24 protein-coding genes are annotated in these 26,804 nt (G+C 69.0%); 13 read left to right on the plus strand and 11 right to left on the minus strand.

Annotated features, from left to right (window positions below; genetic code table 11):
- Positions 1 to 276 precede the first annotated feature (276 nt).
- The 4 genes from ABLI39_RS16720 to ABLI39_RS16735 form a co-directional block, all read right to left on the minus strand.
- Positions 277 to 1,470 carry an alkaline phosphatase family protein gene (locus ABLI39_RS16720; protein WP_349414685.1) on the minus strand — a complete coding sequence of 398 codons (1,194 nt, stop codon included), beginning with the start codon at positions 1,468 to 1,470 and terminating at the stop codon, positions 277 to 279.
- A gap of 81 nt (positions 1,471 to 1,551) precedes the next feature.
- Complete coding sequence (locus ABLI39_RS16725) at positions 1,552 to 3,612, minus strand: phosphocholine-specific phospholipase C (protein WP_349414686.1); 2,061 nt, start codon at positions 3,610 to 3,612, stop codon at positions 1,552 to 1,554.
- Positions 3,613 to 3,852: 240 nt separating this feature from the next.
- Positions 3,853 to 5,361 (minus strand): LCP family protein, encoded by a 1,509-nt coding sequence (locus tag ABLI39_RS16730; RefSeq protein WP_502935245.1) that lies wholly within the window; start codon positions 5,359 to 5,361, stop codon positions 3,853 to 3,855.
- Between the two features lie 152 nt (positions 5,362 to 5,513).
- Positions 5,514 to 5,690 carry a CsbD family protein gene (locus ABLI39_RS16735; protein WP_138768652.1) on the minus strand — a complete coding sequence of 59 codons (177 nt, stop codon included), beginning with the start codon at positions 5,688 to 5,690 and terminating at the stop codon, positions 5,514 to 5,516.
- Between the two features lie 294 nt (positions 5,691 to 5,984).
- Here ABLI39_RS16735 and ABLI39_RS16740 point away from each other — a divergent pair, with 294 nt between their 5' ends.
- The 3 genes from ABLI39_RS16740 (at position 5,985) to ABLI39_RS16750 (ending at position 8,708) form a co-directional block, all read left to right on the plus strand.
- The gene (locus ABLI39_RS16740; protein WP_349414687.1) at positions 5,985 to 6,554 is read left to right on the plus strand and encodes a hypothetical protein; all 570 of its coding nucleotides are present in this window, start codon (positions 5,985 to 5,987) and stop codon (positions 6,552 to 6,554) included.
- Between the two features lie 202 nt (positions 6,555 to 6,756).
- The gene (locus tag ABLI39_RS16745) at positions 6,757 to 8,349 is read left to right on the plus strand and encodes an ABC-F family ATP-binding cassette domain-containing protein (protein ID WP_349414688.1); all 1,593 of its coding nucleotides are present in this window, start codon (positions 6,757 to 6,759) and stop codon (positions 8,347 to 8,349) included.
- A gap of 29 nt (positions 8,350 to 8,378) precedes the next feature.
- The gene (locus ABLI39_RS16750; protein ID WP_349414689.1) at positions 8,379 to 8,708 is read left to right on the plus strand and encodes a hypothetical protein; all 330 of its coding nucleotides are present in this window, start codon (positions 8,379 to 8,381) and stop codon (positions 8,706 to 8,708) included.
- 76 nt (positions 8,709 to 8,784) lie between these two features.
- Here ABLI39_RS16750 and ABLI39_RS16755 read toward each other — a convergent pair whose 3' ends face one another.
- From ABLI39_RS16755 to ABLI39_RS16765, 3 genes are read right to left on the minus strand one after another with little or no spacing between them, the layout of a single operon-like run.
- Positions 8,785 to 10,449, minus strand: coding sequence for an ABC1 kinase family protein (locus ABLI39_RS16755; protein ID WP_349414690.1), 1,665 nt, complete (start codon positions 10,447 to 10,449; stop codon positions 8,785 to 8,787).
- Positions 10,450 to 10,480: 31 nt separating this feature from the next.
- Entirely contained in the window at positions 10,481 to 11,476 is a 996-nt protein-coding gene (gene corA / locus ABLI39_RS16760; RefSeq protein ID WP_349414691.1) for a magnesium/cobalt transporter CorA, read from the minus strand.
- Positions 11,477 to 11,494: 18 nt separating this feature from the next.
- Positions 11,495 to 12,040 (minus strand): Lrp/AsnC family transcriptional regulator, encoded by a 546-nt coding sequence (locus ABLI39_RS16765; protein ID WP_349414692.1) that lies wholly within the window; start codon positions 12,038 to 12,040, stop codon positions 11,495 to 11,497.
- A gap of 157 nt (positions 12,041 to 12,197) precedes the next feature.
- On the opposite strand from ABLI39_RS16765, the gene ABLI39_RS16770 reads away from it, so the two are divergent.
- Positions 12,198 to 13,439, plus strand: a complete 1,242-nt coding sequence (locus ABLI39_RS16770) for an MFS transporter (protein WP_349414693.1) — start codon at positions 12,198 to 12,200, stop codon at positions 13,437 to 13,439.
- A 334-nt stretch (positions 13,440 to 13,773) separates the two neighbouring features.
- Here the strand turns inward: ABLI39_RS16770 and ABLI39_RS16775 are convergent, their stop codons facing one another.
- The gene (locus ABLI39_RS16775; RefSeq protein WP_349414694.1) at positions 13,774 to 14,280 is read right to left on the minus strand and encodes an Lrp/AsnC family transcriptional regulator; all 507 of its coding nucleotides are present in this window, start codon (positions 14,278 to 14,280) and stop codon (positions 13,774 to 13,776) included.
- Between the two features lie 131 nt (positions 14,281 to 14,411).
- On the opposite strand from ABLI39_RS16775, the gene ABLI39_RS16780 reads away from it, so the two are divergent.
- Positions 14,412 to 15,575, plus strand: coding sequence for a trans-sulfuration enzyme family protein (locus ABLI39_RS16780; RefSeq protein ID WP_349414695.1), 1,164 nt, complete (start codon positions 14,412 to 14,414; stop codon positions 15,573 to 15,575).
- Here ABLI39_RS16780 and ABLI39_RS16785 read toward each other — a convergent pair.
- Positions 15,572 to 16,864 carry an MFS transporter gene (locus ABLI39_RS16785; RefSeq protein ID WP_349414696.1) on the minus strand — a complete coding sequence of 431 codons (1,293 nt, stop codon included), beginning with the start codon at positions 16,862 to 16,864 and terminating at the stop codon, positions 15,572 to 15,574. The genes ABLI39_RS16780 and ABLI39_RS16785 overlap by 4 nt on opposite strands.
- A 92-nt stretch (positions 16,865 to 16,956) precedes the next feature.
- On the opposite strand from ABLI39_RS16785, the gene ABLI39_RS16790 reads away from it, so the two are divergent.
- Positions 16,957 to 17,940, plus strand: coding sequence for a LysR family transcriptional regulator (locus ABLI39_RS16790; RefSeq protein WP_349414697.1), 984 nt, complete (start codon positions 16,957 to 16,959; stop codon positions 17,938 to 17,940).
- A gap of 125 nt (positions 17,941 to 18,065) precedes the next feature.
- On the opposite strand, the gene ABLI39_RS16795 is transcribed toward ABLI39_RS16790, so the two are convergent.
- The gene (locus ABLI39_RS16795; RefSeq protein WP_349414698.1) at positions 18,066 to 19,100 is read right to left on the minus strand and encodes a nitronate monooxygenase; all 1,035 of its coding nucleotides are present in this window, start codon (positions 19,098 to 19,100) and stop codon (positions 18,066 to 18,068) included.
- A 36-nt stretch (positions 19,101 to 19,136) separates the two neighbouring features.
- Here ABLI39_RS16795 and ABLI39_RS16800 point away from each other — a divergent pair, with 36 nt between their 5' ends.
- Positions 19,137 to 20,069 (plus strand): N-acetylglucosamine kinase, encoded by a 933-nt coding sequence (locus ABLI39_RS16800; protein WP_349414699.1) that lies wholly within the window; start codon positions 19,137 to 19,139, stop codon positions 20,067 to 20,069.
- Between the two features lie 7 nt (positions 20,070 to 20,076).
- Here the strand turns inward: ABLI39_RS16800 and ABLI39_RS16805 are convergent, their stop codons facing one another.
- Positions 20,077 to 21,102: a pirin family protein gene (locus tag ABLI39_RS16805; RefSeq protein ID WP_349414700.1), complete on the minus strand. Its 1,026-nt coding sequence runs from the start codon at positions 21,100 to 21,102 to the stop codon at positions 20,077 to 20,079.
- Positions 21,103 to 21,167: 65 nt separating this feature from the next.
- On the opposite strand from ABLI39_RS16805, the gene ABLI39_RS16810 reads away from it, so the two are divergent.
- From ABLI39_RS16810 to ABLI39_RS16835, 6 genes are all read left to right on the plus strand, one after another.
- Positions 21,168 to 21,620, plus strand: coding sequence for an NUDIX hydrolase (locus ABLI39_RS16810; protein WP_349414701.1), 453 nt, complete (start codon positions 21,168 to 21,170; stop codon positions 21,618 to 21,620).
- Positions 21,621 to 21,860: 240 nt separating this feature from the next.
- Positions 21,861 to 23,009: a ribosome small subunit-dependent GTPase A gene (rsgA, locus tag ABLI39_RS16815; protein ID WP_349414702.1), complete on the plus strand. Its 1,149-nt coding sequence runs from the start codon at positions 21,861 to 21,863 to the stop codon at positions 23,007 to 23,009.
- 225 nt (positions 23,010 to 23,234) lie between these two features.
- Positions 23,235 to 24,332, plus strand: coding sequence for an ABC transporter ATP-binding protein (locus tag ABLI39_RS16820; protein ID WP_349414703.1), 1,098 nt, complete (start codon positions 23,235 to 23,237; stop codon positions 24,330 to 24,332).
- Positions 24,332 to 25,042, plus strand: coding sequence for an ABC transporter permease (locus tag ABLI39_RS16825; protein ID WP_349414704.1), 711 nt, complete (start codon positions 24,332 to 24,334; stop codon positions 25,040 to 25,042). Before ABLI39_RS16820 ends, ABLI39_RS16825 begins: the two co-directional genes overlap by 1 nt.
- Positions 25,039 to 25,785 (plus strand): ABC transporter permease, encoded by a 747-nt coding sequence (locus ABLI39_RS16830; protein ID WP_349414705.1) that lies wholly within the window; start codon positions 25,039 to 25,041, stop codon positions 25,783 to 25,785. Before ABLI39_RS16825 ends, ABLI39_RS16830 begins: the two co-directional genes overlap by 4 nt.
- Positions 25,782 to 26,744, plus strand: coding sequence for an ABC transporter substrate-binding protein (locus ABLI39_RS16835; RefSeq protein ID WP_349414706.1), 963 nt, complete (start codon positions 25,782 to 25,784; stop codon positions 26,742 to 26,744). Before ABLI39_RS16830 ends, ABLI39_RS16835 begins: the two co-directional genes overlap by 4 nt.
- The last annotated feature ends 60 nt before the right edge of the window (positions 26,745 to 26,804 follow it).

The following is a 26,804-nucleotide window of genomic DNA, read 5'->3' on the forward strand; positions in this document are numbered from 1 at the left end:
GAAGAGGTCAGGAGTTCGAATCTCCTTAGCTCCACAAAGAAAGCCCTTCGGCCCGCGGGAATCCCGGGCTGGAGGGCTTTTGCCGATAAGGGCCGAGCCGGAGTTTCCGGATGGATGCCGATGATGGGCCACGGCGGCCACCGCAACCTTCTCTGGAACATGTGGTGAGGCAGCCGCAGCCCGATCCGACAAACGGGAGGGCCTTGGGGCCCTCCCGTTATGTGGATCCGGATTCCCCGTACTGCTGACTTACGGGGCGCTTTTGAGCTGTCTAGGTCACGGGTGGAAGAGCTCCTCGAAGGTGCCCGATGTCGTGGGCGAGCAGGTGTTGGCCAGGCAGCCAAGGTGCCACATGTGCTCAATGGTGGAGAGCAGGGTGTAGTGGTCGGAGAGCTGGTTGGTTGCCTTGTGCGGTCCCTCGGCTGAGTTGATCACGATCGTGGGTGCATGGCCCCCGCCGAGGACGGCGCCGTTCTGCCCGACCGGGCTGCCCGGGCCGCCGGTGGATCCGGAGTAGTCGTTCTCGTCCCAGGCCAGGACGATGCTGGACTTGGATGTCTTCCAGGTTGGCGAGTCCATGATCTGCTGGACGGTCTGTTTGACATAGCTGTCGCCGAGCTGAATCGCGCCGTGGTCAAGGCCGGAGTCCGGGTAACCGCACTTGGGCTGGTCGACCAGAGCCGCCCCCGAGGAGGAAACCCCGTGCATGTCGTGGCACTGGTTCGGGCTGATCCAGACAAAGTTCGGCACGTTGCCGCTGGCCAGGTCGTTCTTCAGGTTGTTCTCCTGGGGCACGATGTTTTGCAGGCGCGGGCTGCCCGGGTAGTTGATGTTCGAGAAGTACATGAACGGGTTGTGCTTCTGCGCATACAACTTGACCGTCGAGGAGCCGATCGTGGGCGCGTACTCGACCTGGGAGCCGGCGCTGGGAAGGCTTTCCATGTAGGCCTTCCAGCTCAGGCCCTTGTTTTCGAGCTGGTCAACAATGGTCTTGCCCGAGAACATGTGCGGGGTGGCGGAGGCGCTGGCAACCTGTTCCTGGGTGAGGAGACCGGTGGCTCCCGGGTCGCCGGATCCGGGGACGAACTCTTCAGGCGCACAGGTGACGTTGGCGCCGGCTTTGCAGTCGTCCCAGATGCCCTGCGAACTTCCTGAAATGGTGGCCAGGTAGTTGGGCAGGCTCGGGTGGGTCACACCGTGGTAGTTCGTCGCGGTGTTGTAGCGCTGCGCGAGGGTGTTGATGTACGGGGCGTCAGCGGTGTTGCCGATGACCTGGTCGTAGCCGTGGTTTTCCATCATGATGACGAACACATGGTCGGGGCCGTTCTGGCCGTTTCCCTGCGCCGCAGTGTCCGAAGTCGTGTGCGCATCCGCGGGTGCAGCCGCACCGACGGTTGCCAGTCCGGTGAGCGCGACGGCGGCAGCCAGCGCCGTCGCGCCCGCCTTCCGGCTCTTGAGGATATTAAGCATTGGATGGTCCTTTCGGGTTGCGCCCACCAGCGGGCGCCTAATTCTCGGGAAAAGCAAAGCGGGGCGGAGTTGCCGGCGCGGTTACCGGCCGAGTTGGGGGTCGCTTGTGAGTTGCCGGGCGTTTTCGAGCCGCCCGGCGAGGACGCGGACGAGCTTTGAGTCCTCGGCGGAGGTGATGGTCAGGTCGTACCAGCCGCCCTGGGTCGGGATGACGACGGTCTTGCTCTGGCCCGGGGTGAGCGAGAGCGTCTGGGTACCAGCGGCGTAGGCGTCCCTGAGGGTGAGGGCGGCACTCGTAGGACCGGTGTTCTCAATCCGGAACTGGGCGTGCGGCGATTTGCCGTCGGTTGTGACCGTGACGCGGACATCCGCGGAGGCGGTGGTTCCGGCGAGCCGCCGGAACCAGCCGGCCGGGCCGTGCATGTGCACGTCGTACTCCGCGCCGAGCGCCCAGGACGCGTCAAGTGAGGCGGCTGCACCGATCGTGTAGGAGTACGGACCCTGCGGCAGCAGGTTGGAACGGACCTGCACGTGTGCCCCCAGGGTGCCCCGGTTCGCCCAGCGGGCGGTCAGCTTGCCGCCTTCGATCTTCGTCTCGACCTCGAGGGCGTAGCCGAGCGGACGCGACGGACGCGTTCCCTTCTCCTGCGACGGCATCGAATTGGTCGCCGGAGGGGTCGGAACGTAGCTGGGGTGGCGCTGGTGGTCGGCCGGCTTGTACGCCGACGTGTCCGGCATGGCTGGCGCCGCGCCGGCGGTTGCGGAAAAGTCGAACGCACTGGTGAGGTCGCCGCTGACCGCGCGGCGCCAGGGTGTGATGTTTGGCGAGGCCACTCCGAAGCGGGCTTCAAGGAAGCGGACAATCGAGGTGTGGTCAAAGGTTTCGGAGCAGACCCAGCCGCCCATGCTCCAGGGCGAGAGGACAATCATTGGCACGCGGACCCCGAGGCCAAAGTGGCCCGGGGTGTCTTTGCTGCCGTAGAAGGTGGGGCTGCCGTCGTACCACTCTCCGGCCGTCGAGACCGTGGATCCGCCCGGAATCTGGGGGGTGTTCGGGTGCGGCGGAACGACGTGGTCGAAGAATCCGTCGTTTTCGTCGTACATGAACAGCACCGCCGTCTTGCTCCACACCTCCGGGTTCGAGGTGAGAATGTCCAGGATGTTGGCGGCGTACCAGGCGCCGAAGTTCGGCGGCCAGTTCGAGTGTTCCGTGTAGGCTTCGGGGGCCACGATGTAGGACACCTGCGGCAGTGTTCCCGACGTCACGTCTTTGCGGAGGATGCTGAAGAGGTCGTCTCCGGCCTTGGCGTTCGTGCCGGTGCGGGCCTTCTCGTACAACGGCGAGCCGGGCTTCGCGTCCTGGTACTGCTTGAAGTACAGGAGCGAATTGTCCCCGTAGTTGCCGATGTACGCGTCGTCGGTCCAGCCCTCGTAGTGCGCCGGATCGAGGCCCTCGCCGATGTCCTGGTAGATCTTCCACGAGACTCCGGCCTTCTCGAGTTCCTCGGGGTACGTGCTCCACCAGTACCCTTTTTCCTCGTTCCACAGGTCAGGACCGCCGCCCTTCCGGTCCGGGTCGTCCCCGCCGGCAAACATGTAGTAGCGGTTGGGGTCCGTCGGGCCGAGAACCGAGCAGTGGTACTGGTCGCAGATCGTGAACGCGTCGGCGAGGGCGAAATGGAACGGGATGTCCTGGCGCTCGTAGTAGGCCATGGTCGCATCGGATTTCGCCGGCAGCCACTTGTCGTACTTACCGTCATTGAACGCCTCGTGGGTCATCTTCCACGAGTGGTCCAGATCCTCCATGAACTGCAGGCCCAGGTTCGGCGCGTCCGGATGGAAAGGAGTAATGTCGCGGGTGGCGTTGGCCTGGTGGAACGCGTTCTTACCGCTCGGGAGGACGGCGGGGTGTGGATCCGAAAACCCGCGCACTCCCTTCAACGTACCGAAATAATGGTCGAAAGCGCGGTTCTCCTGCATAAAGATCACCACGTGCTCAACGTCCTTGAGCGATCCGGTGGCCCTGTTGGCCGGGATTGAGGCAGCGCGTGCAACGCTTTGGCCGAGCAATTCGGCGATCGCGGTGCTGGCAGCACCAGCGCCCGCGAGCTGAAGGAAACGTCTACGTTCGAGACCGGGCATGAACTGCTCCTAAGATTTGATGTGCAGGCCCCCTGTGGCAGTGTGCCAGCACTGGGTGAAGCTCCGGTGTAGCCGCGGTTAAATATCGGCGGCCCCTGCACGTCGGAACGCTGTACCCCCTGGCCGTCGACGGAGGACCTGGTAATCAAGATGGCGGGCATGCTCCTCCCCGTCACGCGCGCCCGGCAGGAGCGCGCCGGGCATCAGGTCCAGCAGGCCCGGCGGCCTAGCTGCCTAGCCTCACTGGCTGGTAGCTTGGCAGGTCTGTTCGTTGGCCGTCTGGGAGACCGCTCCGCCGGCATCCGACGCTGGGGCTGACGGCTTGACGCCGGCGGTGAAGTCCTGGCCGGCGTAGAGTTGAACGCCGTGGACGCCGGCTACCTGCTGGACGCTCGACGGCGGCAGGCCGAACAGTGCAGCGACGTCGGAGGCGACATCGGCGAAGCCGGCGCCGTAGTAGACCATGGTTTGCGGCCGCGGCTGGGCCTGAATCCGGGCCAGTTTGGTGAACCCGGCCCCAGTGAGGAGCCCCCCGATCTCGCTGCTCCTGCCGGGCAGGTTGGTGCCGTTGGCGAGGGTGACCGGCTGAAGGGCCTTGTTATAGGCCGGTGCCGCGGGCGCGCTGGACGCCTCGGCCGCTGCTTCCGACGACGGCGCAGGCTGGGACAGGTCGGGGCTGCGGCGCAGGGCAGCAAAGAGATTTGACGCGGCGGGTTCGTCCAGGCTCAGCCGGTTGGGATCGGACGCGGCGGGCACGGTCGGGGCGGTGATGAAGTTAACCTTGGCAGGGTCGATGTTCTTGAGCCGGCCGGCCAGGGTCAGCATGGTCGGGACGGAGGCCAGTCCGTCGTCGACCGTGAGGTTCTGGGTCATGGTGTCGGCAATGCCGAGGACCTTTTGGGGATCGCCCAGGGTGCCGTCGGCCTTGAGTTTCCTGGTCAGCGAAGCCAGGAAGGACTGCTGGGCTTTGATCCGGCCAAGGTCCCCGCCGTTGGCGAACGCGTGGCGGGTCCGCAGGAAAGCCAGGGCCTGCTCGCCCTGCACCTGGGAGGTGCCCTTGGGCAGACGGAGGCCGGAATCGGGGTCGTTGACGGCGGAAGCGACGCAGACGTCAACGCCGCCGACTGTGTTGGAGAGTTCCTTCACGGCGTTGAAGTCGGCCATCATGAAGTGGTCCACTTCGAGCCCGGTGAGCTTGTTCACCGTGTCCACGGCACAGCCAATTCCGGCCTCTGCCATGGCGCTGTTGATCATGGCCCCGGGACGGGCCGCATGATCCTGGTTGGTCGCGCGGTCGCGGCAGGCCGGGACGTCCACCAGCAGGTCCCGGGGGAAGCTGACGACGTTGACGTGGTTGTTGTCCGCCGAGATGTCCAGCAGCATCATCACATCGGATTGACCGTAGCCCGAGGAATCGGCCGCGGACCCGTACTGTCCGTTCTTGCCGCTGCGTGTGTCGCTGCCCAGGACGAGGATTTGCAGCCGGTCTTTGCTGTCATCGACGGGACCTTCGGTCCGCACACCACCGGCGCCAAGGGCCGAGGTGCTGATGTTGGACTGGAGCCGCCAAAGCCAGTAGCCGCCGAACGCGACAACAGCGACCAGGAACGCTACAGCCACGACGCCGGAGACTTTCAGCCAGCGCGGACGCCGCCGGCCATGATGATTAAGGCTGCTTTCAACCAAAGTGCCATGCCCGGGGTACGGGGCGGGCGTGCCGGTTTCCCGGCCCGGCAAATCGTTACGCAATGTGGCTACCTCTCCGGGGACGCACGGACCCAGCCATGGTACTGGCTGTTGCTGGGAAGCCAGCCAGCAACACCGTATGCGGGGCGTCCGCATTGTCGAGGCACAGCGAAGGGCGCACCATTTTTGTGGTGCGCCCTTCGGCTGGGTGCAGACTAGTCCTTTTTGAAGGCGTCCTTGACCTTCTCGCCGGCCTGCTTCAAGTCACCTTTGGTCTGGTCAGCTTTGCCTTCGGCGCGAAGGCTCTCGTCGCCCGTGGCGCTTCCGGCGGCTTCCTTGCCCTTGCCGCCAGCTTTCTCGGCAGCGTTCTGAATCTTGTCACCTAGTCCCATGCTGTTTCCTCCTCAGGTTGGCGGCCAATCGCTCCGACCGCAACCTCATCATAAGCATGCTTACTGTGAAGACTTCAAGTAGCAATTGGTCGAAACAAGTTTGGATCCGCGTTGAACGGCCCCGAAAGCCCGGATGGTCTGGCAGGCGGTGCGCGGATGTCATTTTTGCCAAGGACTTCCGCAGGAATTCCCACTTCGCCGGAAACCCCGCCTTCCGTTAGGTAACGTTGCCCGCGGCTGGCTGTGCGGCACCATCCGCCAGCCTCAATACACGCACTCTGGAAGGACCACCCCTTGGCAGGAATCTTCACCTGGCTCAGCGCCCTCGGCACCGCGGGCAAGGCCACTGTTGTCGCCGCCGTCGTAGTTACGGGCGGTGCGGGCGCCGCCATGGCCGCCACCGCGACCGAACTCATCTCCGACCCGACCGCGACCGTCACCCCGGACCCGACGGCGACCGCCACGACGCCGGCCCCGGCCCCGACCGCCACGACGCCGGCCCCCGCGCCGACCGAGACCACCCCTGCCCCGGCCCCGACCGAGACCACCCCGGCGCCGGCACCCACCGAGACGACTCCTGCGCCGGCACCCACCGAAACCGCGCCGGCCGAGGACGAGGCCGACGAAGCCGATTCCGACGCCAAGGGCGAATCCTCGGAAGGCGGCAACAGCGCCTGGGCCCACGAGAACGCCGCTGCGCACCGCGCGGCCGGCCTCGCCAACGCCGCCGAGCACCGCAGCGAGCACGCCGCGACCCCGGCGGAGCCTTCCTACGGCGCAAAGGACACCACGTCGGAACCCGCTCCTGCGCCCGCCGTCGCACCGAAGGCCGCACACGAGAAGTCAGGCAAGTCCGGCAAGTAGCCCCCCTGCCCGGAAAGCCCTGCACCGACCCCGTGAAAAGGGCGCGGTGCAGGGCTTTTTTGTTGCTCCCGGCAGCGTCCCGCGCCCGTGCCCGGACGTCCCAGTGTCCGGCCGCTGCGCCGATACCGGATAGTCTGAAGCGAGGCTTCCGCAAGCCTCCCCGCCCGCCCGCCGGGCAGGATTCCTTGAGAGGACAGCATTAGTGAGCCTGATCCGGCTGCATGACGTCAGCGTCCGCTTCGACAACACCCAGATCCTCCGCGAGGCCTTCTTTCGGCTCGAACCCGGGGACCGGGTGGGCCTGATCGGCAAGAACGGATCCGGCAAGACCACCATCCTGAAGTTGATCCTCGACCAGGTGGCCCCGGACACCGGCACGGTCAGCATCGAACTCGGGACCACGGTGGGCTACTTCTCCCAGTTCTCCGAGCTGAACGGCGAATCGACCATCACCGAGGTGCTCGACGGCCTGTTCGGCGAGATCAAGGCCGTGGAGGCCGAACTGGCCGCCATCGACGCCGCCATCGCCGGGGACCCCGCCGCCGACGAGCTGGACCGGCTGATCGTGCGGCAGGCCGCACTCTTCGAGGACATGGGCCGGCTGGACGGCTGGGACTACCCGCGCCGCATCGACACCGTGCTGACCACCCTGGGGTTCGACGACGCCCACCGCCACTGTGCGATTGATGCGCTCTCCGGCGGCTGGCGCAACCGGGCGGCGCTGGCGAAAATCCTGCTCGAGGGACCGGACGTGCTGTTGCTCGACGAGCCCACCAACTTCCTCGACGTCGCCGGCGTCGAATGGCTGGAAAACTGGTTCCGCGACTTCAAGGGAGCGGCCGTGATCGTCTCACACGACCGGACGTTCCTGGACGCAGTCGTCACCCGGATCATCGAGGTGGAGAACTACCACCTGCACGAATACCCCGGAAACTTCGGCGAATACGTCATCCAGAAACAGTTCCGGCTCAAGACCCTCGAGCAGCAGTTCGTGCACGAATCCGAACTGCTCGCCTTTGAAGCCGAGGGGATCGCCGACCGCCGCGAAGCCGCCAAGGCCGCCGGCCGCGGGCTGGGCAACCAGCTGGCCAAAATCAAGAAGTCCCGCACGCCCCGTCCCGTGGACCAGATCGTCACCGAGATCTACGGCGGGCTGCACGTCAAGGACGTGCTCTGCCGGGTGCAGGGGCTGGGCAAGGCCTATGGCGACAAGCTCCTGTTCGAGGACCTGAGCTTCGAAATCCGCAAGGGCAACCGGATCGCGGTGCTCGGCGCCAACGGCAGCGGCAAATCCACCCTGCTGAAGGTCCTGACCGGCGAGGAGCAGGCCGACGCCGGCGAGGTGGCGTGGGCCAAAGGACCCGGCTTCGTGTCCTACAACCGGATGCTGGACGAGCTCGACGACGGCGACACCGTCTCGCACGCGGTCAACGCGCTGCCGGACAGCCTGGCGTTCAGCGCCACGAAGAAGTCCGTCAACCGCTTCCTGGCGATGTTCCAGTTCTCCGAAGCGGACCTCAAGCAGAAGATCGGCAACCTCTCCGGCGGCCAGAAGGCGCGCGTGGCCATGGCCCAGTGCCTGCTCTCCGGCGCCTCGGTGCTGCTGCTCGACGAACCCACCAACCACCTGGACCTCTCCAGCACCCAGGTGATGGAACGGGCGTTGCTGCATTTCCCCGGCGCCGTCGTGGTGGTCAGCCATGACCGGTTCTTTACCGAGAAGATCGCCACCCGCCAGCTCATCTTCGGCGCCGCCGGTGCCGGCCCCGGCGAGGTCGGGCAGCGGGCCGCCTAGGCCGCGGGATAACGCGGGATAATAGGACCATGGCCGAACAGCGGCGCGAACACGGGCCTGATCCGTGGGAGGAATTCGACCGGCTCCCGCCGGCCGCGCAGGACCGCGTGGGTGGCCACCCGGGCGGGGAGCCGCTGGGCTTTGGCTTCCGGACGGGCGTGCGCAGCGCCCGGGTGGCCTTCGGCTTCGCCGTCTACGCCCTCGTCCTCGGCAGTGTGCTGGTCGCGCTCGGGGCGATCTACTTCATCGGCCACGCGCAGTGGCTCTGGCTCGGACTGATGGGCTTGATCGAGGCCTGCTTCGTCCTGGCTTTCCTGCGTCTTGTGGCGCTGGCCCGCAACCGCCGCGGGACGAGCTGAGCCCTGAGCTGTTCCCGGCCCGGTGTAGCTGCCCTGCCCTGCGCCGCCGTCGCGCGCGCCGGCGCGGTGGAACGGCTTAGCGCCGCCGCCGGTGCCGGGAGGTGACGGCCAAGTAGCCGCCGAGGGCGCCGACCCCGCCCAGGCCGGCAGTGACGAGGGCTTTTGGCCAGCCCCGCCAGCGCTCCGGTTGGACGGACACGAGTTCCCCCACGGCGCCGATCAGGGCGGCCGTGATCAGTCCTGCCACAATCCGGTTGCCGGTCCGTTCGGCTTTGTCCAGCAGCCGGTCCAGCTCGTCTGCCCGGAAGTGGACGTCCAGCCCGCCACGCTCGAGCACCTCGAGCAGCCGGCGCGCCATCTCCGGCGCCTCCGTCCCGAACTGCAGCGCCTCCCAGCCGAGCTTTTTCAACCGCGATGCCAGCGCCTCGGGGGACAGCGAGCCGAGGAGGATCCTGCGCGTGAACGGTGCCAGCTGGGCGGTAAGCTCGAACTCCGGATTGAGCTGCTTGCCGAGTCCGTCCGCCATGATCAGCATCTTCACCAGCAGGGCGGTCTCGCGCGGCAGCCGGAGCCGGTGGTCGCGCAGCAGCCCGGCCAGCTCGGTCAGCACCGGGACGATCGGCACCTGGGCGAGCGGACGAAAGGCGTAGCGGCCTACGAGGCGGCCCAGTGACGCCTGCAGGCCGCTTGCGTCCGCGGCCTCCGTCGCCCCGCAGAGCTGCACCATGGCAGTGGTGAGGCGGCCGGCGTCCTGTTCGACGACGGCCAGCAGCACCCGGACCAGGTTCCACCGTGCCGTGTCGCTGATCTGCCCCACCATGCCGAAGTCGATGATGCCGAGGCGCCCGTCGGGTTCCACAAAGAAGTTCCCCGGGTGGGGGTCGGCGTGGAAAAAGCCGTCCTCGAACACCATCTTGAGTAGGATGTTGCACGCCGTGACGGCGAGGCCGCCGGCGTCGATCCCCGCGGCGCGCAGGGCCTCGACGTCGTTGATCTTGATGCCGCGGACACGCTCGAGGGTCAGGACACGGGAGGTAGTGGTGTCCCAGAAGACACGGGGGATATGGACGCGGCTGTCGCCGGCGAAGTTTTCGGCGAACTGCTCCGCGTTCCGGGCCTCCTGCAGGTAGTCCAGCTCCGCCCGCAGGGTCTGGGAGAATTCGTCCACCAGCGCCGAAACGTGGTAGCCGGCGATCGTCCCCGAGGCCTGTTCGGCCCGTTTGGCGAGTTCGGCCATGATCTCCAGGTCCTCGTTGACCTGTGCCACGACGCCGGGGCGCCGGACCTTGACAACGACGTCGTCGCTGCCGCCGCCGGGCGCTTCAACCGTTGACTCGTGCACCTGGCCGATGGAGCCGGTGGCGAGCGGAACGTCCTGCAGGTCCGCGAGCAGCCGGTCCGCGCGGGGCCCGAGCTCGTCGGCGAGGACGGCGCGGATCTGCCCGGCGGGAACGGGCGGGGAGGCGTCCTGGAGCTTGGCCAGTTCGGCGGCGTATTCCGGCGGGAGCACATCCGTGCGGGTGGAGACGATCTGGCCGAACTTGATGTAGACCGCGCCCAGGTCCTCGAGCGTCAGCCGGATCCGGGCCGGCAGCGGCACGCCGCTGGGTCCGGCACGCAGCGGTGCGGGGCGGCCGGGCAGGTGCAGCCGGTCCAGGCCCAGATGGCCCACCGCGAAGCCCAGCCCGTGCCTGCTCAAGGTCTCCACGATGTGCCGGAACCGGTCCCGCCGCGCGCTCATGACGCCAGACTACACGGGGCGCCGGGTCCGGCTAGAGCCAGCCCTTGCGCTTGAAGATGCCGTACATAAGCGCCGCGGTGGCCGCCATCAGGCCGATCGCCATCGGGTAGCCGTAGGTCCAGTGCAGCTCGGGCATGTTGTCGAAGTTCATGCCGTACACGCCGGCCACAAAGGACGGCGCGAAGAAGATGGCGGCCCAGGAGGAGATCTTCTTGACCTGCTCATTTTGTTCCGCGCTGGCCTCGTTCTGGCGGTTGGCGGTCAGGGTGCCGTCCAGGGTGAGCGCATTCTGCAACAGCTCGCGGAAGGAGTCGGCGCGCGAGATCAGCCGCTCCACGTGGTCCTCGACGTCGCGCAGGCTGTGCTGCAGCTCCGTGTCCACCTCGTACTTCTCGAATCCGCGCCGGAGGTGCGCCATCATGGCTGGCAGCGGGTGGATGGCACGCTGGAAATGGATGACCTCGCGGGCGAGTTCGTAGATGCGCCGGGACACCAGCGGATCGCCGCTGAAGAGCTGGTCCTCAATCTCGTCGATGTCGTTCTCCAGCCCGGCCACGACCGGGCCGTAGTCGTCCACCACCTGGTCCATCAGGGCGTAGAGGACGGCTTCGGGGCCGTGGCACAGCAGGTCCGGGCGTTGCTCCAGCCGGCGCCGGACGAGGCCGACGACGGCCGTTTCGGCGTGCCGGACCGTCACCACGAAGTTCCGGCCGGTGAAGACGTGCAGTTCGCCGAACTCCACGGTTTCGGTGTCGTCCAGGTACCGGGCCGGCCGGAGCACGGTGAACAGATTGTCGTCGTAGCGTTCCAGCTTGGGCCGCTGGTGCGCGGAGATCGCGTCTTCCACCGCCAGGCCGTGCAGGCCGAATTCCGCGGCGACGGCGGCCATTTCCTCTTCGGTCGGGCGGTACAGGCCGATCCAGGCCATGCCGCCGTGTTCGGTCAGGGTCTCGACGGTCTGTTCCAGGCTGCTCGGCTCGGCGCGGCGCACGCCGTCGACGTAGACGGCGTTGTCAATGATAGTCACCGGCTCATTATCCAGTCTCTAGCTCGGTTCCGCGGCACCGGCCCGGCGCGACGCGGACCGGCCGGGTGCCAGTGCGCTGCCCTGGGCCAGCCGGCTGATCAGCGGCTCGGTGCGGTAGGGAATGTGGGTGTGCAGGGCGAGCACGGTTTCGGTTCGGATCACGCCCTTGATCCGCAGGATGGACCGCAGCGCGGACTGAAGGTTGTGGGTGTCGGTGGCGACCACCCGGCACCAGACGTCGCCGCGGCCGGAGATTTCGTGGACCTCGAGGACCTGGGGGATCAGGCGCAGCGCGCCCACCACGCCGTCGAGTTCGCGGTGGTTCACCTCGATCGTGACGAACGCGACGACGTCGTAGCCCACCGCCTCCAGATCGATCTCCCGGCCGCCGTCGTGCAGCAGGCCCGAGCGCAGCATCCGGCGCACCCGCGACTGGGCGGTGTTCCGGGCGATGCCCAGGACATCGCTGAGTTCGCCGATCTGGATGCGCGGATCCTTGATCAGTTCGAGCAGAATCTTCAGGTCGGTGGGGTCCAGGCTGTTCAAATCGTCACTCCGGTTCATGCTGACAGGCTGCGATTGATGGTTTTGCTCAATCTTGGCACAAAACTTGGCCTGAAAGTTCACCGTTGCCCCACTCTGGAGGTATCAAACTTCACCGGGCCGGCGCCTCCCCACAGGGAGCGCGTGCGGCCCGCTTCGATGCAGCAGGGGCAGCGACATGACCGTCTTCAGCGAACTTCGCATGCGCCCGGCCACGGCAGAACGCTGGGGCTGGGACGCCTCCGTCACCGCGCGGCTGGTGATGGCCGGCGTCGTGATTTTCACGCTCCTGGTGGGCGCCAACCTCGCGACCCCGCTGTATCCGCTGCTGCAGGCCAAGCTCGGCATCACCGCCCTGGACGTTACGGTCGCCTTCTCCGCCTACGTGCTGGCGCTCGTGGCCACGCTGATCCTCGCCGGGCATTGGTCGGACCACATCGGCCGCCGCGCCGCGCTGCTGCTGGCCATGCTGGTGGGCCTCGCCGGCGGCTTCGTCTTTGCCAATGCGGACAGCCTGCTGGCGCTGTGTGCGGGCCGCGCGCTGCAGGGGGCCGCCGTGGCGCTGGCCACCGGCGCCAGTTCCGCCGCCCTGCGCGAGCTGCTGCCCAGCCGGCCCGAGTGGGCCTCAAGGTTCACGCTGCTGGCCTCCGCCGGCGGCGTGGCGGCCGGGCCGGCGATCGGCGGAGTGCTCTCCGTCCTCCCCGGCCCCACCTCCACGCCGTACTACCTGCACTCCGTTGTCCTGCTGGCGCTGCTGGTGCCGCTCTACCTGCTCAAGGCCCGTCCCGCCATCACTTCGGTCGCCGGCCAGCAGCCGCTGAAGGTCCTCGCGCCCCGCCGCCCCTCCGTCTCCAGCGAGGCCCGCGGCGCGTTCTGGCTGGCCTCGGCCGTAGGGTTCCTCAGCTTCGCCGTCTTCGGCTTCTGCCTCTCGCTGGCCCCGGGCTATTTCGCCCAGATCGTCCACGCGGACTCCCGTCCCCTGATCGGGCTCCTCGCCGGGCTGACCCTGGCAGCCTCGGCGCTGAGCCAGCTCCTTGCCGTGCGCGGCGGTTTTGTGGTGCCCGCCGGGCTGTCCCTGCTGGCCGTGTCCGTGCTGCTCATCGCTGCGGCCGCGGCGATCAGCAGCCCGTGGCTGCTGATTGCGGCCAGCATTACCGCGGGGCTCGGCCAGGGCGTCTCCTTCCGCACCGTGTTCAACGATGTGGCGGGGAAGGTGGAGGCGTCCCGGCACGCCCAGATCATCAGCACCGTGTACGTGATCACCTACCTCGGCAGTGCCTTGCCGGTGATCGGGCTCGGCCTGGCCGCCGGCGCCGTCGGCCTGCAGACGGCCGTGGCAGGCTTCGTTGGGCTCTGCGCCGTCGTTGCGCTCGGCCTCGCGGCGCTCACGCTGCGGAACGCCCTGCGGACGCAGGCCTGAGGGCCTGCCTGAGGGCGCCCGGCGCCGTCGGCGGCCAGTTGTCCTGAACTAAGCCCCAGCGCCGGGGCGAACAATGGGCATGTCCCACCAGGCCGGCAGGGGGAATGGGCATGTCCGTCGGTCGCCCAGGGACATGTCCGGTGTAGGGCGCGAGCAATGGACATAGTGCCGGTATGTCCACCCTCCGGCACGAAGAATGGGCATGTCCCACCTGGCCGGCCCGACGAATGGGCATGTCCCACCGGACCGGCACGAAGAATGGGCATGTCCCCCCGGACCGGCATCGGAACCACACCCGTCACCCGGGTGCTACCAACGCCGGACCCGCCCGGGGCTAGTCCGGCAGCGGTCCGTGGTTGCCCTGAATGTGGTCGAACACCAGGGTGGTCTCGGTGTGGCCCACCACCGGATCCGTCGCCAGGTTGTCCAGCACCCAGTCGCGCAGGTCCTCGGTGGTGGCGACGGCGATATGCAGCAGGTAATCCACCGAGCCAGAGGTGTGGAAGGTGGAAAGCACGGCGGGCAGTTTGGGCACGCGGGCGGTGAAACGGTCGATTTGTTCGCGGTCGTGGGCACGCAGCCGGACCGCGATCAGCGCCTGCACCGAGCGGCCCACGGCGGCCAGGCTGAGTTTGGCTTCAAAGCCCTGGATGATCCCGCGCTCGGACAACGCCCGGGTGCGCATCAAGGCCGTGGACGGGGCAATCCCCACCAGTTCGGCCAGGTGTTTGTTGGAGATCCGGGCATCGGCGACCAGTGCGGCGAGCAGGCGCTCGTCAATGGCGTCCAGGGGTTCGCTGATGCCGGTTCCGGGCCGAACATTCTTCGTGGGGCTGCTCACGGATCCTCCTTGATGTGGTGTGAGTTCATCATAAACGGCGCTTTCCGGCAGTTCCATTCACAGCCTCTACAAAAGTCCGAATTAGTGCCAGATACTTACCGCATTCAACGGTGAATATTCAAAGGAGTACGGTGCTTTCTCAAGACTCGCTGGCGGTCCATGCCGGCCGGAACGGACTCACGGAACTCGGCGTCCACGCAGTCCCGATCGATCTCTCCACCACGGCCCCGCTGCCCTCGGTCCACGACGGCGGCCTCGCGTACGAACAGATGGCCACCGGCGGCCCGCACCTGGACGGCCAGAGCACGGTCTACCAGCGGCTGTGGAATCCGACCGTCGCCCGCTTCGAAGAAGGCGTCGCCCTGCTCGAGGCCACGGAAGAAGCCGTCGCTTTTGCCACCGGCATGGCCGCCCTGAGCGCGGTGCTGCTCGCCGTCGTCGCCACCGGGAAGAAGCACGTGGTGGCGGTCCGCCCGCTCTACGGCGGCAGCGACCACCTGCTGGCCTCCGGAGTGCTGGGGACCGAGGTCACCTTCACCACCCCAGATGGCATCCGCGCGGCGATGCGCCCCGACACCGGACTGGTCATCCTGGAGACCCCGGCCAACCCGAGCCTGGAGCTCGTGGACATTGCCGCCGCGGCCGCCGCCGCGGACGAGGTGCCGCTGCTGGTGGACAACACCTTCGCCACCCCCATCCTCCAGCAGCCCTACCGGCACGGGGCAGCCATGGTGCTGCACAGCGCAACCAAGTTCTTCGGCGGCCACGGCGACGCTATGGGCGGCGTCGTCGCCGCTTCCCCGGAGTGGGCCGTCCGACTGCGCCAGATCCGCGCCATTACCGGCGGCATCCTGACGCCATGGCCTGCCTACCTGCTGCACCGCGGGCTGGCCACCCTGCCGGTCCGGGTGCGGGCGCAGCAGGCCGGCGCCGAGAAGGTCGCGGCCGCCCTGTCTGGGCACGAGCTGATCCGCCGGGTCTTCTTTCCGGGCCTGCCGGAGTGCGATCCGCGGGGCCTGATCGGAACGCAGATGGCGGGCCCGGGGTCGCTGGTGGCGTTTGAGCTGGCCAGCGCCGAGCACGCCGAACGTGTCCCGGCCGCCGTCAGCATGATCACCCATGCCGTCTCGCTCGGGGGCATCGATACCCTCATCCAGCACCCCGCGGGGCTGACCCACCGGCCGGTGGCCGCAGAGGCCAAGCCGCACGCCAGCCTGCTGCGGCTGTCCGTAGGACTGGAGGATCCGGCCGACATCGTGGCGGACCTGGTCCAGGCCCTCGAGGCAACCCGCTAGAGCGCTGCCGTCCCCGCCGGGGCTGAGCCCGGTGCCACGGCGGGATGCACGACGGCGGTGATTACCGCCGTCGTGCAGGCCAGCCCCACCACCGCGAGGGCAAGGGCCGCCCAGCCCAGAGACTGGAAGAGCAAGCCGCCGGCCCAGCCGATGACGCTCGAGCCCAGGTAGTACGCGAGGTTGTACAGCGAAGCGGCCTGCGCGCGGCCGGTGCTGGCGATCACGCCGGTCCAGCCGGAGCCGATGCTGTGGGCGGCGAAGAATCCGCCGGTAAACAGCAGCAGGCCCACCAGGATCAGGCCCAGCAGCTGGGTCAGGGTCAGCGCCAGGCCGGCGACCATCAGCACGGTGCCGGCCACCAGCACATTGCGCCGGCCGAAGCGCACGGTCAGGCCGGCGGCCCAGCGGGCGGACACGGTGCCGGAGAGGTAGGCCAGGAAGATCAGGCTGATCAGGCTGGCCGGCAGGCTGAACGGCTCGCCGGAGAGCCGGAAGCCAAGGTAGTTGTAAACCGCCACAAAGCCCCCCATCAGCAGGAACGCCTGGACGTAGATGGCCAGCAGCCGCGGATTCCGGGCATGGCCGGACAGCGTCGTGAGCGCGCCGTGGAAACCGGCGGCGGCAGCGGCGGTGAAGTTCCGGGCCGGCGGCACCAGGACCAGGAACAGGACGGCCGCGGCCGTGGCCATGGCGGAAACCGCCAGCGCTGCGGCCCGCCAGCCCCACAGTTCACCGACCGGGCCGGCGACGAGCCGCCCCGCCAGCCCGCCGAGCGTGGTGCCGGCGACGTAGGTGCCGGCGGCCAGTGCGGCATGAGCCTTGTTGACTTCCTCGTTGAGGTAGGCGATGGCGATGGCCGGGATGCCGCCCAAGGCCATGCCCTCAGCCATCCGCAGGCCCAGCAGGACCGGAAAGCTCGGTGCCAGCGGGGCAAGCAGCCCCAGCACCGTGGCCACGGAGATGCCCCAGGCCATGGCACGGACCCGGCCGATCCGGTCGGCGAGGAAGGACCACGGGAGCACAGTCACAGCCAGGCCCACGGTGGCCAGCGAGATGGTCAGCGCGGCCTCGGCCGCCGTCACCTGCAGCTCGCCGGCGATGAGCGGCAGCACGGCCTGGGTGGAATAGAGCTGGGCGAAGGTGGCGACGCCGGCGAAGGCGAGGCCAGCGAGGATCCGGCGGTAGGCCGCCGATCCCTTGGGATGGCCCGCCCACCCGGGGTTGCCGGCGAGTGCCGCCGCCCCGGCACTGGCTGCGGCGGGGGAGGAGCTGAGCGGGAGGCGGGGCATTCCACCAGACTAGGCGCCCGAAAGACATGCTTCCAATGCATGTTTTCTATAGGATCAATAGCAAATTTGGAACGATTGAGGAGCTGGGTGCCATGGACGTGGAGCACAAGCAGTTGGTCCAGTTGCTGCCCCTGCTGCCGCTGCTTGCCGAGCTCGGCCGTACCCAGCACATCACCGCGACCGCCGAGGTGCTGGGGCTGCCCCAGTCCACGGTAAGCCGGGCAGTCGCGCGGGCCGGCACCATCATCGGCACCGAGCTGTTGATCCGCGACGGCCGCGGCGTGCGGCTGACCGCCGCGGCCAAGGCGCTCCTGCCGCACATCGAGGCGGCGCTGGGCGAGTTCCAGGCCGGGCTGGACCTGGTCCGGCACGAGTCCGAGGTGGTGCGCGGACGGATCGCGGTCTCCTTCCAGCACACCTTCGGGGAGGCGATGCTGCCGCTGCTGATCAGCGCGTTCCGGCAACGGCATCCCCAGCCGGCCTTTGACCTCAGCCAGGGCGCGCGGGACGGCTGCCTGGCCGAACTGGCCGCGGGCGACGCCGACCTGGCCCTGACCGCGCCCCTGGCGGCGCCGAGCGGGCTGATCTCCTCGGCCGGCCTCTACCGGGAACCACTCCGGCTGGTGGTGCACCATTCGCACCCGCTGGCCACGCGCCGCCGAGCCCGGCTCGCGGAGATCCGGCACGACCCGTTCGTGGCGATGGGACCGGGTTACGGCATGCGCTCGCTGACGGACGCACTGTTCCGGGAAGCCGGCTTCCGGCCCCGCATCGCGTTCGAAAGCCAGGACTCCCACACCGCCAGGGGACTCGTCTCGGCCGGACTCGGCGTCAGCATCCTCCCGCCCGGCGGGCTGGCGCCTGGACGCCACACCCCGGCGCAGCCCGGCGAGCTGGGCTGGGTGGAACTCGCGCTGGACTCCCGGCTGGCCTTCCGGGAGATCGGCCTGGCCTGGCGGGAGCGGCGCGGGGGAGCGGACGCCGAGCCGGACCCGGTGCGGCTGTTCCGGGAACTGGTGCTCAGCGAGGGCCCGGCGCTGCTGGCCGGCTTTGTCCGCGGCCGTTCCGGCAACTGAACGGACCCCCGGCGCCTCAGCCGCCCGCCGTCGCCGTTGTTCGCTCGCGTGTTCCGTCCGGACTCGACGTTTCCGCGCGGCGAGCCCGGAGCGAAGCCGCGAGCGGGCGGACCGGCGACGCCGCCTCAGCCCAGCAGCCCCGCCATGACCTCCGCGACGGACCCGGCCCGCGCCTGCTGCCAGCCGGTCCCTGCCCAGAGATTCAGCCTCTCCGGGTCCCCGGCGGCAGCAGCGGCTGCCCGCAGCGGGGCGGTGAGGTGGTGCACGGCCGGGTAGGCCTCGGGCGCGTCGGGGTGGTCCCGGACAAACTCGTTGACCAGCGCCCGGGCCGAGCGTCCGGTGAAGGCCCGGGTCAGTTCGGTCTGGGTGAAGTGCGGGCTGTCCAGCGCATTCTTGTGCAGCTGCCGGGCGCCGCTCTCGTCCGTGCGCAGGAAGGCGGTGCCCAGCTGGCCGGCCTCGGCCCCCGCGGCCAGCGCCCGGTCCAGGCCCGCGGCGTCCATGATCCCGCCGGCCGCCGCGAGGGGGAGCGCGACGGCGGCGCGAACCGCCGCGACCAGCTCCGCCGTCGTGCCCGGAGCCGCGGAACCCGGAGCCGCTGAACCCGGCAAGAACGCCGCGCTGTGGCCCCCGGCGGACGCATGCTGCACCACGAGGGCGTCCACGCCCTGCTCGGCCGCCTGCCGGGCCTCCGCCACCGAGGTGACCGTGGCCAGCACCGCCGACCCGGCCCGCTGCAAGGCCCGGACGAACTCCGCGCCGGGGAGCCCGAACGCGAAGCTGACCAGCTCCACCGGGTCTGCCAGGAGGGCGTCGATCTTGCCCTGCCACTCGTCGTCGTCATCGAGCCGCAACGGCGGCAGCTCCACACCGTAGCGCGCGGCGTCCGCATGCAGGCTGAGCCGGTACTCCTCGAGTGCGGCCAGGGCAGCCGCGGGCGGCGCCAGCTGGTCCGGATCCGGGACGAACACGTTCATGCCGAACCGCGCGCCCGATTCACGGGTGGCGTGGATGTCCGCCTGCATGGCGGCAACGCCCTTGTACCCGGCCGCCAGGAAGCCCACGCCCCCGGCCGCATGCGCGGCTGCCACGAAGGCCGGCGTTGACGTCCCGCCCGCCATCGGGGCGGCGATGACCCGGGTACCAAAGAGACTGTGCGGCATTGCTTACTCCTGCCAGTGATTCAGTAGGCTGTCCAAGTGACCCATTCTGACATCCCTCCCGCGCCGGCAGTCTCCGCCTCCGCCGCCTCCGGTGCCGTGATCGGACTCGATATCGGCGGGACCAAGACCCGCGGGGTCCGCTTCGAGGCCGGAACCCCGGTGGCGGACGAATCGGTCGGCAGCGCCAACGTCCAGAACGTCAGCCAGGACGAGGCCATCCGGAACCTCGCGGAACTCTTCGGCCGGATCGGCGGGGGAGACGTCGCCCAGGTCTACGCCGGTTCCGGCGGCATCGACACCGACGACGACGCCGCGGCGCTCGCCGCGCTGATCGCCCCGCACGTGCCCGGCGCCAAGGTCACCGTGGTCCACGACTCCCGCCTGCTGCTGGCCGCCGGAGGTGCCAGCACCGGCGTCGCCGTCATTGCCGGAACCGGCTCGGCCGCGTGGGGCCGGAACAGCCACGGCGACGAGGCCCGGGCCGGCGGCTGGGGCTATCTGCTCGGCGACGAAGGCAGCGGCTACTGGCTGGGCCGCGAAGCGGTGCGCCACAGCCTGCGCCGGATGAACCAGGGGCTGGAACCGGATGAGCTGACCCGCGCCCTGCTCGACTCCTGCGGGCTGGACCACCCGAACAAACTGATTGCGCTGTTCCACTCGCCCCAGACCGGCCGCCGCTTCTGGGCCCAGCGCGCTCGGCTCGTCGTCGAAGCGGCCGACGCCGGCCACGCACCGAGCCAGGCGCTGATCGAGCAGGCCGGCCGCGACCTCGCGGGCCTAGCCGAACAGACCGTCCGGCAGCTGGGCATCGAGGGGCCGGTGATCCTGGGCAGCGGCCTCGGCATGAACGTGCCGCGGCTGCAGGACGCGTTCCGCGCTGCCCTCGCCGGCGCCGGGATCACCGATGTCCGGGTCCTGCAGCAGGAACCGGTGTTCGGCGTGCTCCAGCTCGTCGCCGAGCAGGGCTAGCGCACAACTACTGCCGGCGCCGGGGGCGCAACGGCACCCCTGGCAGCGGCGGCGCCGGGATCCGGCCGGCCTCGGCGCCGGCGTCGGGACCGTGCCCGCGCACCAGCCCGAACCGCGCCCGCGCCGCGTCGTCGTCCGAAAGCCCGGCCTGGGCTTCCCAGTCCAGCCGCGACTGCTCCACCTCCTCGTGGCTGCGGCCCACGAAGTTCCACCACATCAGCAGTTCCTCCTCGAACGGCTCGCCGCCGAGCAACACAAAGCGGGTGCCCGGCGCGGCGTCGAGATCCAGGCGGCTGCGCCCGGTGCCGAGGTAGCCGAGAGGCCCCGGTGCCACGTCCTGGCCGTCCAGCGACAGGGTCCCGTCGAGCACCAGCACGGCGTGTTCGAAGCTGGGGTCCAGCGGCAGGCTGATCCGGCCCGCGCAGCTGATGTCGGCGCCCACAATCGGTGAGTACACCGTCGCCGGGGAGGTGGCGCCCGCGAGGGTCCCCACGATGACCGTCGCCGTGAATCCGTCGCCGCGGACCACAGGCAGCTCGCGGTGCTGTTCAAAGGCCGGGGCACGGTGCCGTTCGGCGTCGGGCAGCGCAACCCACAGCTGCAGCCCGCGCTGCAGCGGCAGTTCGTGCTCAGCCCCGCCTGCGGGAAGCACAGCGAACTCAGAGTGCGAGACGCCGCGGCCCGCGGTCATGATGTTCAGTTCCCCCGGGCGGACCAGCACGTCGCTGCCAACGCTGTCCCGGTGGCGGATGGTGCCGGCCAGCGGCCAGGTGACGGTCTGCAGCCCGGTGTGCGGGTGCGGTAGCACCGACATGGCCACCCGGTCCGGGCCGAAGCTGTCCAGGAAACACCACGCTCCCACGGTCGGCAGCCCGCGCTGCGGCAGCGTCCGGGAGACGTTCATGGCGCGGACCCCGCCGAGGGGGACCTCACGGGCCGGCCACAGTTGCAAGCACGGTCCGCTGGCGGCGCCCTCCACACTGTGGGCGGCCGGGCAGACTTCTTCGGGCGGAAGGACTTCGAGGTTGGTCACCCTCAAACTCTAGGGCCCGGACGGGAGATCCGGCAGGGGCGGCGCTGCGCCGTTACGCTGGTTCAATGACCCTCCCATTCGACACCCGCCCGGCCGCCTACGCAGTCATTGTCCGCGACGACAGCCTCCTGCTGGCGTACTGGAAGCAAGGCGGCCGCGAAGGCTGGACCCTGCCCGGCGGCGGCCTGGACCTCGCCGAGCATCCGGTGGACGGGTGCCGCCGGGAGATCCAGGAGGAGACCGGCTACGACGCCCGGATCGGCGCCCTGCTGGGGATCGACGTCGGACACTGGCCGGCAGAGACCCGGCTCGACGGCGGCCAGCGCGACTTCCAGTCGCTGCGGCTGGTCTACGAGGCGAGCGTCAGCGGCGGCGAACTCCGGCACGAGGTGGGCGGCAGCACCACCCACGCTGCCTGGATCCCGCTGGCCGAGGTGGCCGCCCTGAACAGGGTCTCGCTGGTGGATGCCGGGCTCCGCCTCTACCGCGAGCGGCCCCTGGACGGCAAACTGGCGTGACAAAACGCTAGCCACCCGCGGTGCGGGCGGCTAGCCTAGAGACTCCGCGGCCGGGACGGCCGCCAGACAGCCGGGGAGGTGGAAGTGATGACTGCAACGGATCTGCGCGCACCGCGCACAACCTCAAACCACTTCATTGTTCCTGCCCCGCACGTCCGCACTTCCTAGCCCACCACAGCTGACCGGTCCGTCTGACCGCAGCGGGCAGCGCACTTTCCGGGGCCCAGCAAAGGGTTTCCATTGAATCTTCAACGCAGCCAACAAACGGCTCTCCAAGGGCCGGTCCGTTTCGGTTTCACCGACGCCGTCACGGAACTTTTCTTCTCCCATCCCGTCCCGGGCGGCACCGGCGCCGGACGGGTGGTGCGGGTGGACCGCAACCTCGTCCTGGTGGCGGACCACAACGGACAGTCGCACCTGCCCTACCCGCGGGCCGGGACAGTCCCGGCCACCGGCGACTGGGTCTGGCTCGGCAACAACCAGGCCGGGGAGCCCACCATCCTGGGCGTGCTGCTGCGCCGGTCGGAGCTGAGCCGCAAGCGCGCCTTCGAGGCCTCCTCCGAGGCGCAGGTGCTCGGCGCCAATATGGACCTCGTCGGTGTGGTGGTCCCGGTGGACCGCCCGCTGACCCACAACAGGCTCGAGCGCACACTCGTCGCGGCCTGGGATTCCGGCGCCACCCCGCTGGTGGTGATCACCAAGGCGGACCTCAAGCAGGTGGCGGACGACGTCGTCGGGCAGGTTATGCTGCAGGCCGCCGGCGTTGCGGTGGTCGCCACCAGCGCCGAACACGGCGACGGCCTCGATGAGCTGCTGGGGCATCTCCCGCCCGGCGGCACCATCGTGTTGCTGGGCCCGTCCGGCGCCGGTAAGTCCACCCTGATCAACGCGCTCGTGGGCTTCGAGGCCCAGGAAACGGGCGCGGTGAGGGCAGGCGACGGCAAGGGCAGGCACACCACAACCTCCCGGGAACTGGTGCCGCTGCCCGGTGGGGCGGTGCTGATGGACACGCCCGGGGTGCGCGGCTTCGGTTTGTTTGATGCCGAGGATGGCCTGGACGAGGTTTTCGGCGACCTTGAGGACCTCTTCGCCCGGTGCCGGTTCGCTGACTGCGCGCACGGCCGCGAACCCGGCTGCGCTGTGCAAGCCGCCCTCGCGGCTGGCGAGCTGGAGGGCCGCCGCTGGGAGAGCTATCTCAAGATGCGGCGCGAAGTGGCGGCATTGGAACGGCGCCATGATGCGGCGGCCCGGCGGGCCTATCAGCGGGAGTGGCACCAGAAAGTAGTGGTTGCCAGCCGGAGCCAGCGCGCCGCCGAACGGCTCAGCCACGACCAGCCCCGCAGGGCCAGGGAAGGGGCCAAAGGAAAGGGCAAGGGCCGCGCCAAATAGCGGCCGGAAATAACAGGCCCATCCGGAACCCTAATGGTGCCGAATGCCACAGGTAGCCCTGGCTCCGCTGGCCGTATCGGACCCGATTCTTCGAATCGTTCCCCCGAGTCGGTCAGCGGCGCCAGCTACGCTGGGTCATACCCGCTTTACAGCTAAAAATCAACATGCATATGATCAGTTGGCTGGACCGTCCCATGTTGCCGCCAACAGTTAGGTAAGCCCGGAATGGCAGAGGCCATGATCGAGTTCCAGAGCGTCACCAAGCAGTACCCGGGCGGCCAGGCCGCCGTCGACGATCTGAGCATGTCTATCGACAAGGGCGCCATCACGGTCTTCGTCGGGCCGTCCGGCTGCGGCAAGACCACCTCCCTGCGGATGATCAACCGCATGGTCGAGCCGACGTCGGGCACCATCACCGTGGACGGACGGGACGTCACCACCGTGCCGGCCGCGCAGCTGCGCCGCTCGATGGGCTACGTCATGCAGTCCTCCGGGCTGATGCCCCACCGCTCTGTCCTGGACAACATCGCCACCGTCCCGCGGCTCAACGGCGTGTCCAAGGCGGCGTCCCGCAAGCGCGCGCAGGAGCTGCTCGACGTCGTCGGCCTCGCCGCCGGGCTCGGCCGGCGCTACCCCTCCCAGCTGTCCGGCGGCCAGCAGCAGCGCGTCGGGGTGGCGCGCGCGCTCGCCGCCGACCCTCCCGTGCTGCTAATGGACGAACCGTTCAGCGCCGTTGACCCCGTGGTGCGCGACGAACTGCAGAAGGAACTGCTCCGGCTGCAGCGCGACCTGGCCAAGACCATCGTGTTCGTCACCCACGACATCGACGAGGCGACCGTGCTGGGGGACAAGGTGGCCGTCTTCGCCTCCGGCGGAAAGCTGGCACAGTACGCCACCCCGGAAGAGATCCTGCGCGCCCCGGCCAACGACTTTGTTGCGTCCTTTGTGGGCCGCGACCGGGGCTTCCGGCACCTTGCGTTCAGCCCGTCCGACGGCGTCGCGGTCCACCCGGTCCACACCGTCCGCGCGGGCGACCTCGCCCGTGGCGGCGGCCCGGACGCGGACGAATGGCAGCTTGTGGTCGACGACGAGCGCCGGCCGCTCGGCTGGAGCGCTCCGGGCGCCGGCCCGGCCACCGTCCCGGGCGGATCGCTCTTCCACAAGGGCGAGACCCTCCGCCGGGCACTGGACGCCGCCCTGTCCTCGCCGTCCGGACTCGGCGTCGCCGTGGACGCGGACGGCAGGGTGGCCGGTGTGATCACGGCGGCGGAAGTGCTCGCCCTGATCGAAGCGGACCGCCGGGTCCGGCAGGGCGCGCGCTGATGGAATGGTTCCTGGCCAACAGCGGGCAGGTCTTCAGCCTCGCCGGCCAGCACCTCGTCCTGGCCGTCCTGCCGATGATCTTCGGCCTGCTGATTTCCATCCCGCTTGCCCAGCTGGCCCGCCGGAACCGGACCCTGCGCACCGTCGTCCTCACCGCCTCCTCGCTGCTCTACACCATCCCCTCACTGGCGCTCTTCATCATCCTGCCGACCGTGCTGGGTACCAGGATCCTGGACCCGGTCAACGTGGTTGTGGCCCTGACCATCTATGCCGTCGCGCTCCTGGTCCGGGCCGCCCTGGATGCCTTCGACTCGGTGGACGAGGACCTGCAGCAGGCCGCCGTCGCGATGGGATTCAAACCCTTGGCCCGGTTCCTGCAGATCGACCTGCCGCTGTCGCTGCCCGTGCTCTTCGCCGGACTCCGGGTGGTCTCGGTGAGCAACATCTCCCTGGTCAGTGTCGCCGCCCTGCTAGGCATCGGGAATCTTGGCATGCTTTTCACTTCCGGGCTGCAGCGCGACTTCGTCACCGAGGTGCTGGTGGGGATTGTCGCCATCCTGGTGCTGGCGCTGCTGATGGACGCGGTGCTGGTGCTGCTGGAACGGCTCCTGACGCCCTGGACCCGGGCCGGCGCCGGCTCGCCGGGCCAGCCCGGCGGGCCGGCCGCGGCCCGGCGTCTTTCAGAATCTGCCGCGGGGGCGTCAGCATGAGCGACGTCTTCACCGACACCTTTGCCTGGCTGGCCGACCCGGAAAACTGGGCGGGCAGCGCCGGTATCCCCGTGCGGCTGGCCGAGCACCTGCAGTACACCGGGCTCGTGATGCTGATTGCGTCCGCCATCGCGGTGCCGATCGGCCTCTATGTCGGCCACACCGGCCGGGGTCGGGTGGCCGTGGTGGCCCTTGCCGGTGCCCTCCGCGCGCTGCCGACCCTCGGGCTGCTGACGCTCTTTGTCCTGCTGGCCGGCATCGGGCTGATGCCCCCGGTCTGGGCGCTCGTGATCCTGACTGTGCCGCCGCTGCTGGCCGGGACGTACGCGGGAATCTCCAGCGTGGACCGGAACGTGGTGGACGCCGCCCGGGCCATGGGGATGACCGAGCTGCAGGTGCTGTTCCGCGCCGAGTTCCCCAACGCGCTGCCGGTCATGTTCGGCGGGTTCCGCACCGGCGTGCTGCAGGTGATCGCCACGGTGTCCGTCGTCGCCTACATCAACCTGGGCGGCCTCGGCCGGTACCTTTTTGACGGCCTCGTACTCTCCGACTTCCCGCAGATGCTCGGCGGCTCGCTGCTCATCGCAGGGCTCGCGATCGCCGTCGACCTGGTGCTTGTCCTGTTCCAGCGGCTCATCCTCACCCGCGGGGCCGCCCGCAAACCGAACCGCAGCCAGCAGGCCGCGGTACATCTCACAGACCCCGCGACCGCGGAGGCTGTTGTTCAAGGAGGTACGTCATGAAGGAAAACCGCCAACCTGCATTCGCCAGGCGCGCATTCGGCGGCTTGGCCGCCGGCGTCGGCCTGGCCCTGGCCCTGTCCGCGTGCGGGGGCTCGTCCAACCCACTGTCGTCGGCACCTGCCAGTGGTGGTTCTTCCGGCGGCGCCGGCGGCGCCCTCGTGGTCGGTTCGGCCGACTTCACTGAGAGCCAGATCATCGCCGAGCTCTACGCCGGGGCGCTCAACGCCGCTGGCGTCACCGCCAGCACCAAACCGAACATCGGTTCGCGTGAGGTCTACTTCAAGGCCGTGCAGGACGGCTCCGTCGACGTGATCCCCGACTACAGCGGCAACCTGCTGCTGCACGTCAACAAGGCCGCCACCGAGATCTCCGCCGCCGACATCGCCAAGGCGCTGCCGGGCAAGCTCCCCGACGGACTCGCCGTGCTGGATGCGGCCAAGGCCGAAGACAAGGACGCCATGGTAGTCACCAAGGCCACCGCGGAGAAGTACAAGCTGAAGTCCATCGAGGACCTGGCCAAGGTCTGCAGCGAGATCGTGGTGGGCGCGCCGGCCACCTTCGCCGAACGCGCCTACGGGCTGCCGGGCCTGAAGAAGAACTACAACTGCGAGCCCAAGAAGCTCGAACCCTTCAGCGACGGCGGCGGCCCGGTCACCGTCAAGGCCCTCCTCTCGGACCAGGTCCAGGTGGCCGACATCTACACCACCACCCCGGCCATCGCGGACAACGACCTGATGGTGCTGGAGGACCCGAAGAACAACTTCATCGCCCAGCAGGTCCTGCCGCTGTACAACAAGGCCAAAATGACGGACAAGGCCAAGGAGGCCCTGAACGCCGTCTCCAAGCTGCTCACTACCGAGGACCTGATCAACCTCAACCGCGCGGTGGGCGGCAGCCAGAAGCAGAACCCGAAGGACGCCGCGGCAGCGTGGCTCAAGGACAAGGGCTTGGTCAAGTAGACCGGAGTTTCTGACCATTCGACGGCGGCTGCCGGACCCGGATCGCCCGGTCCGGCAGCC

This window comes from Pseudarthrobacter sp. B907 (genome assembly GCF_040137805.1).
Lineage (GTDB): Bacteria > Actinomycetota > Actinomycetes > Actinomycetales > Micrococcaceae > Arthrobacter.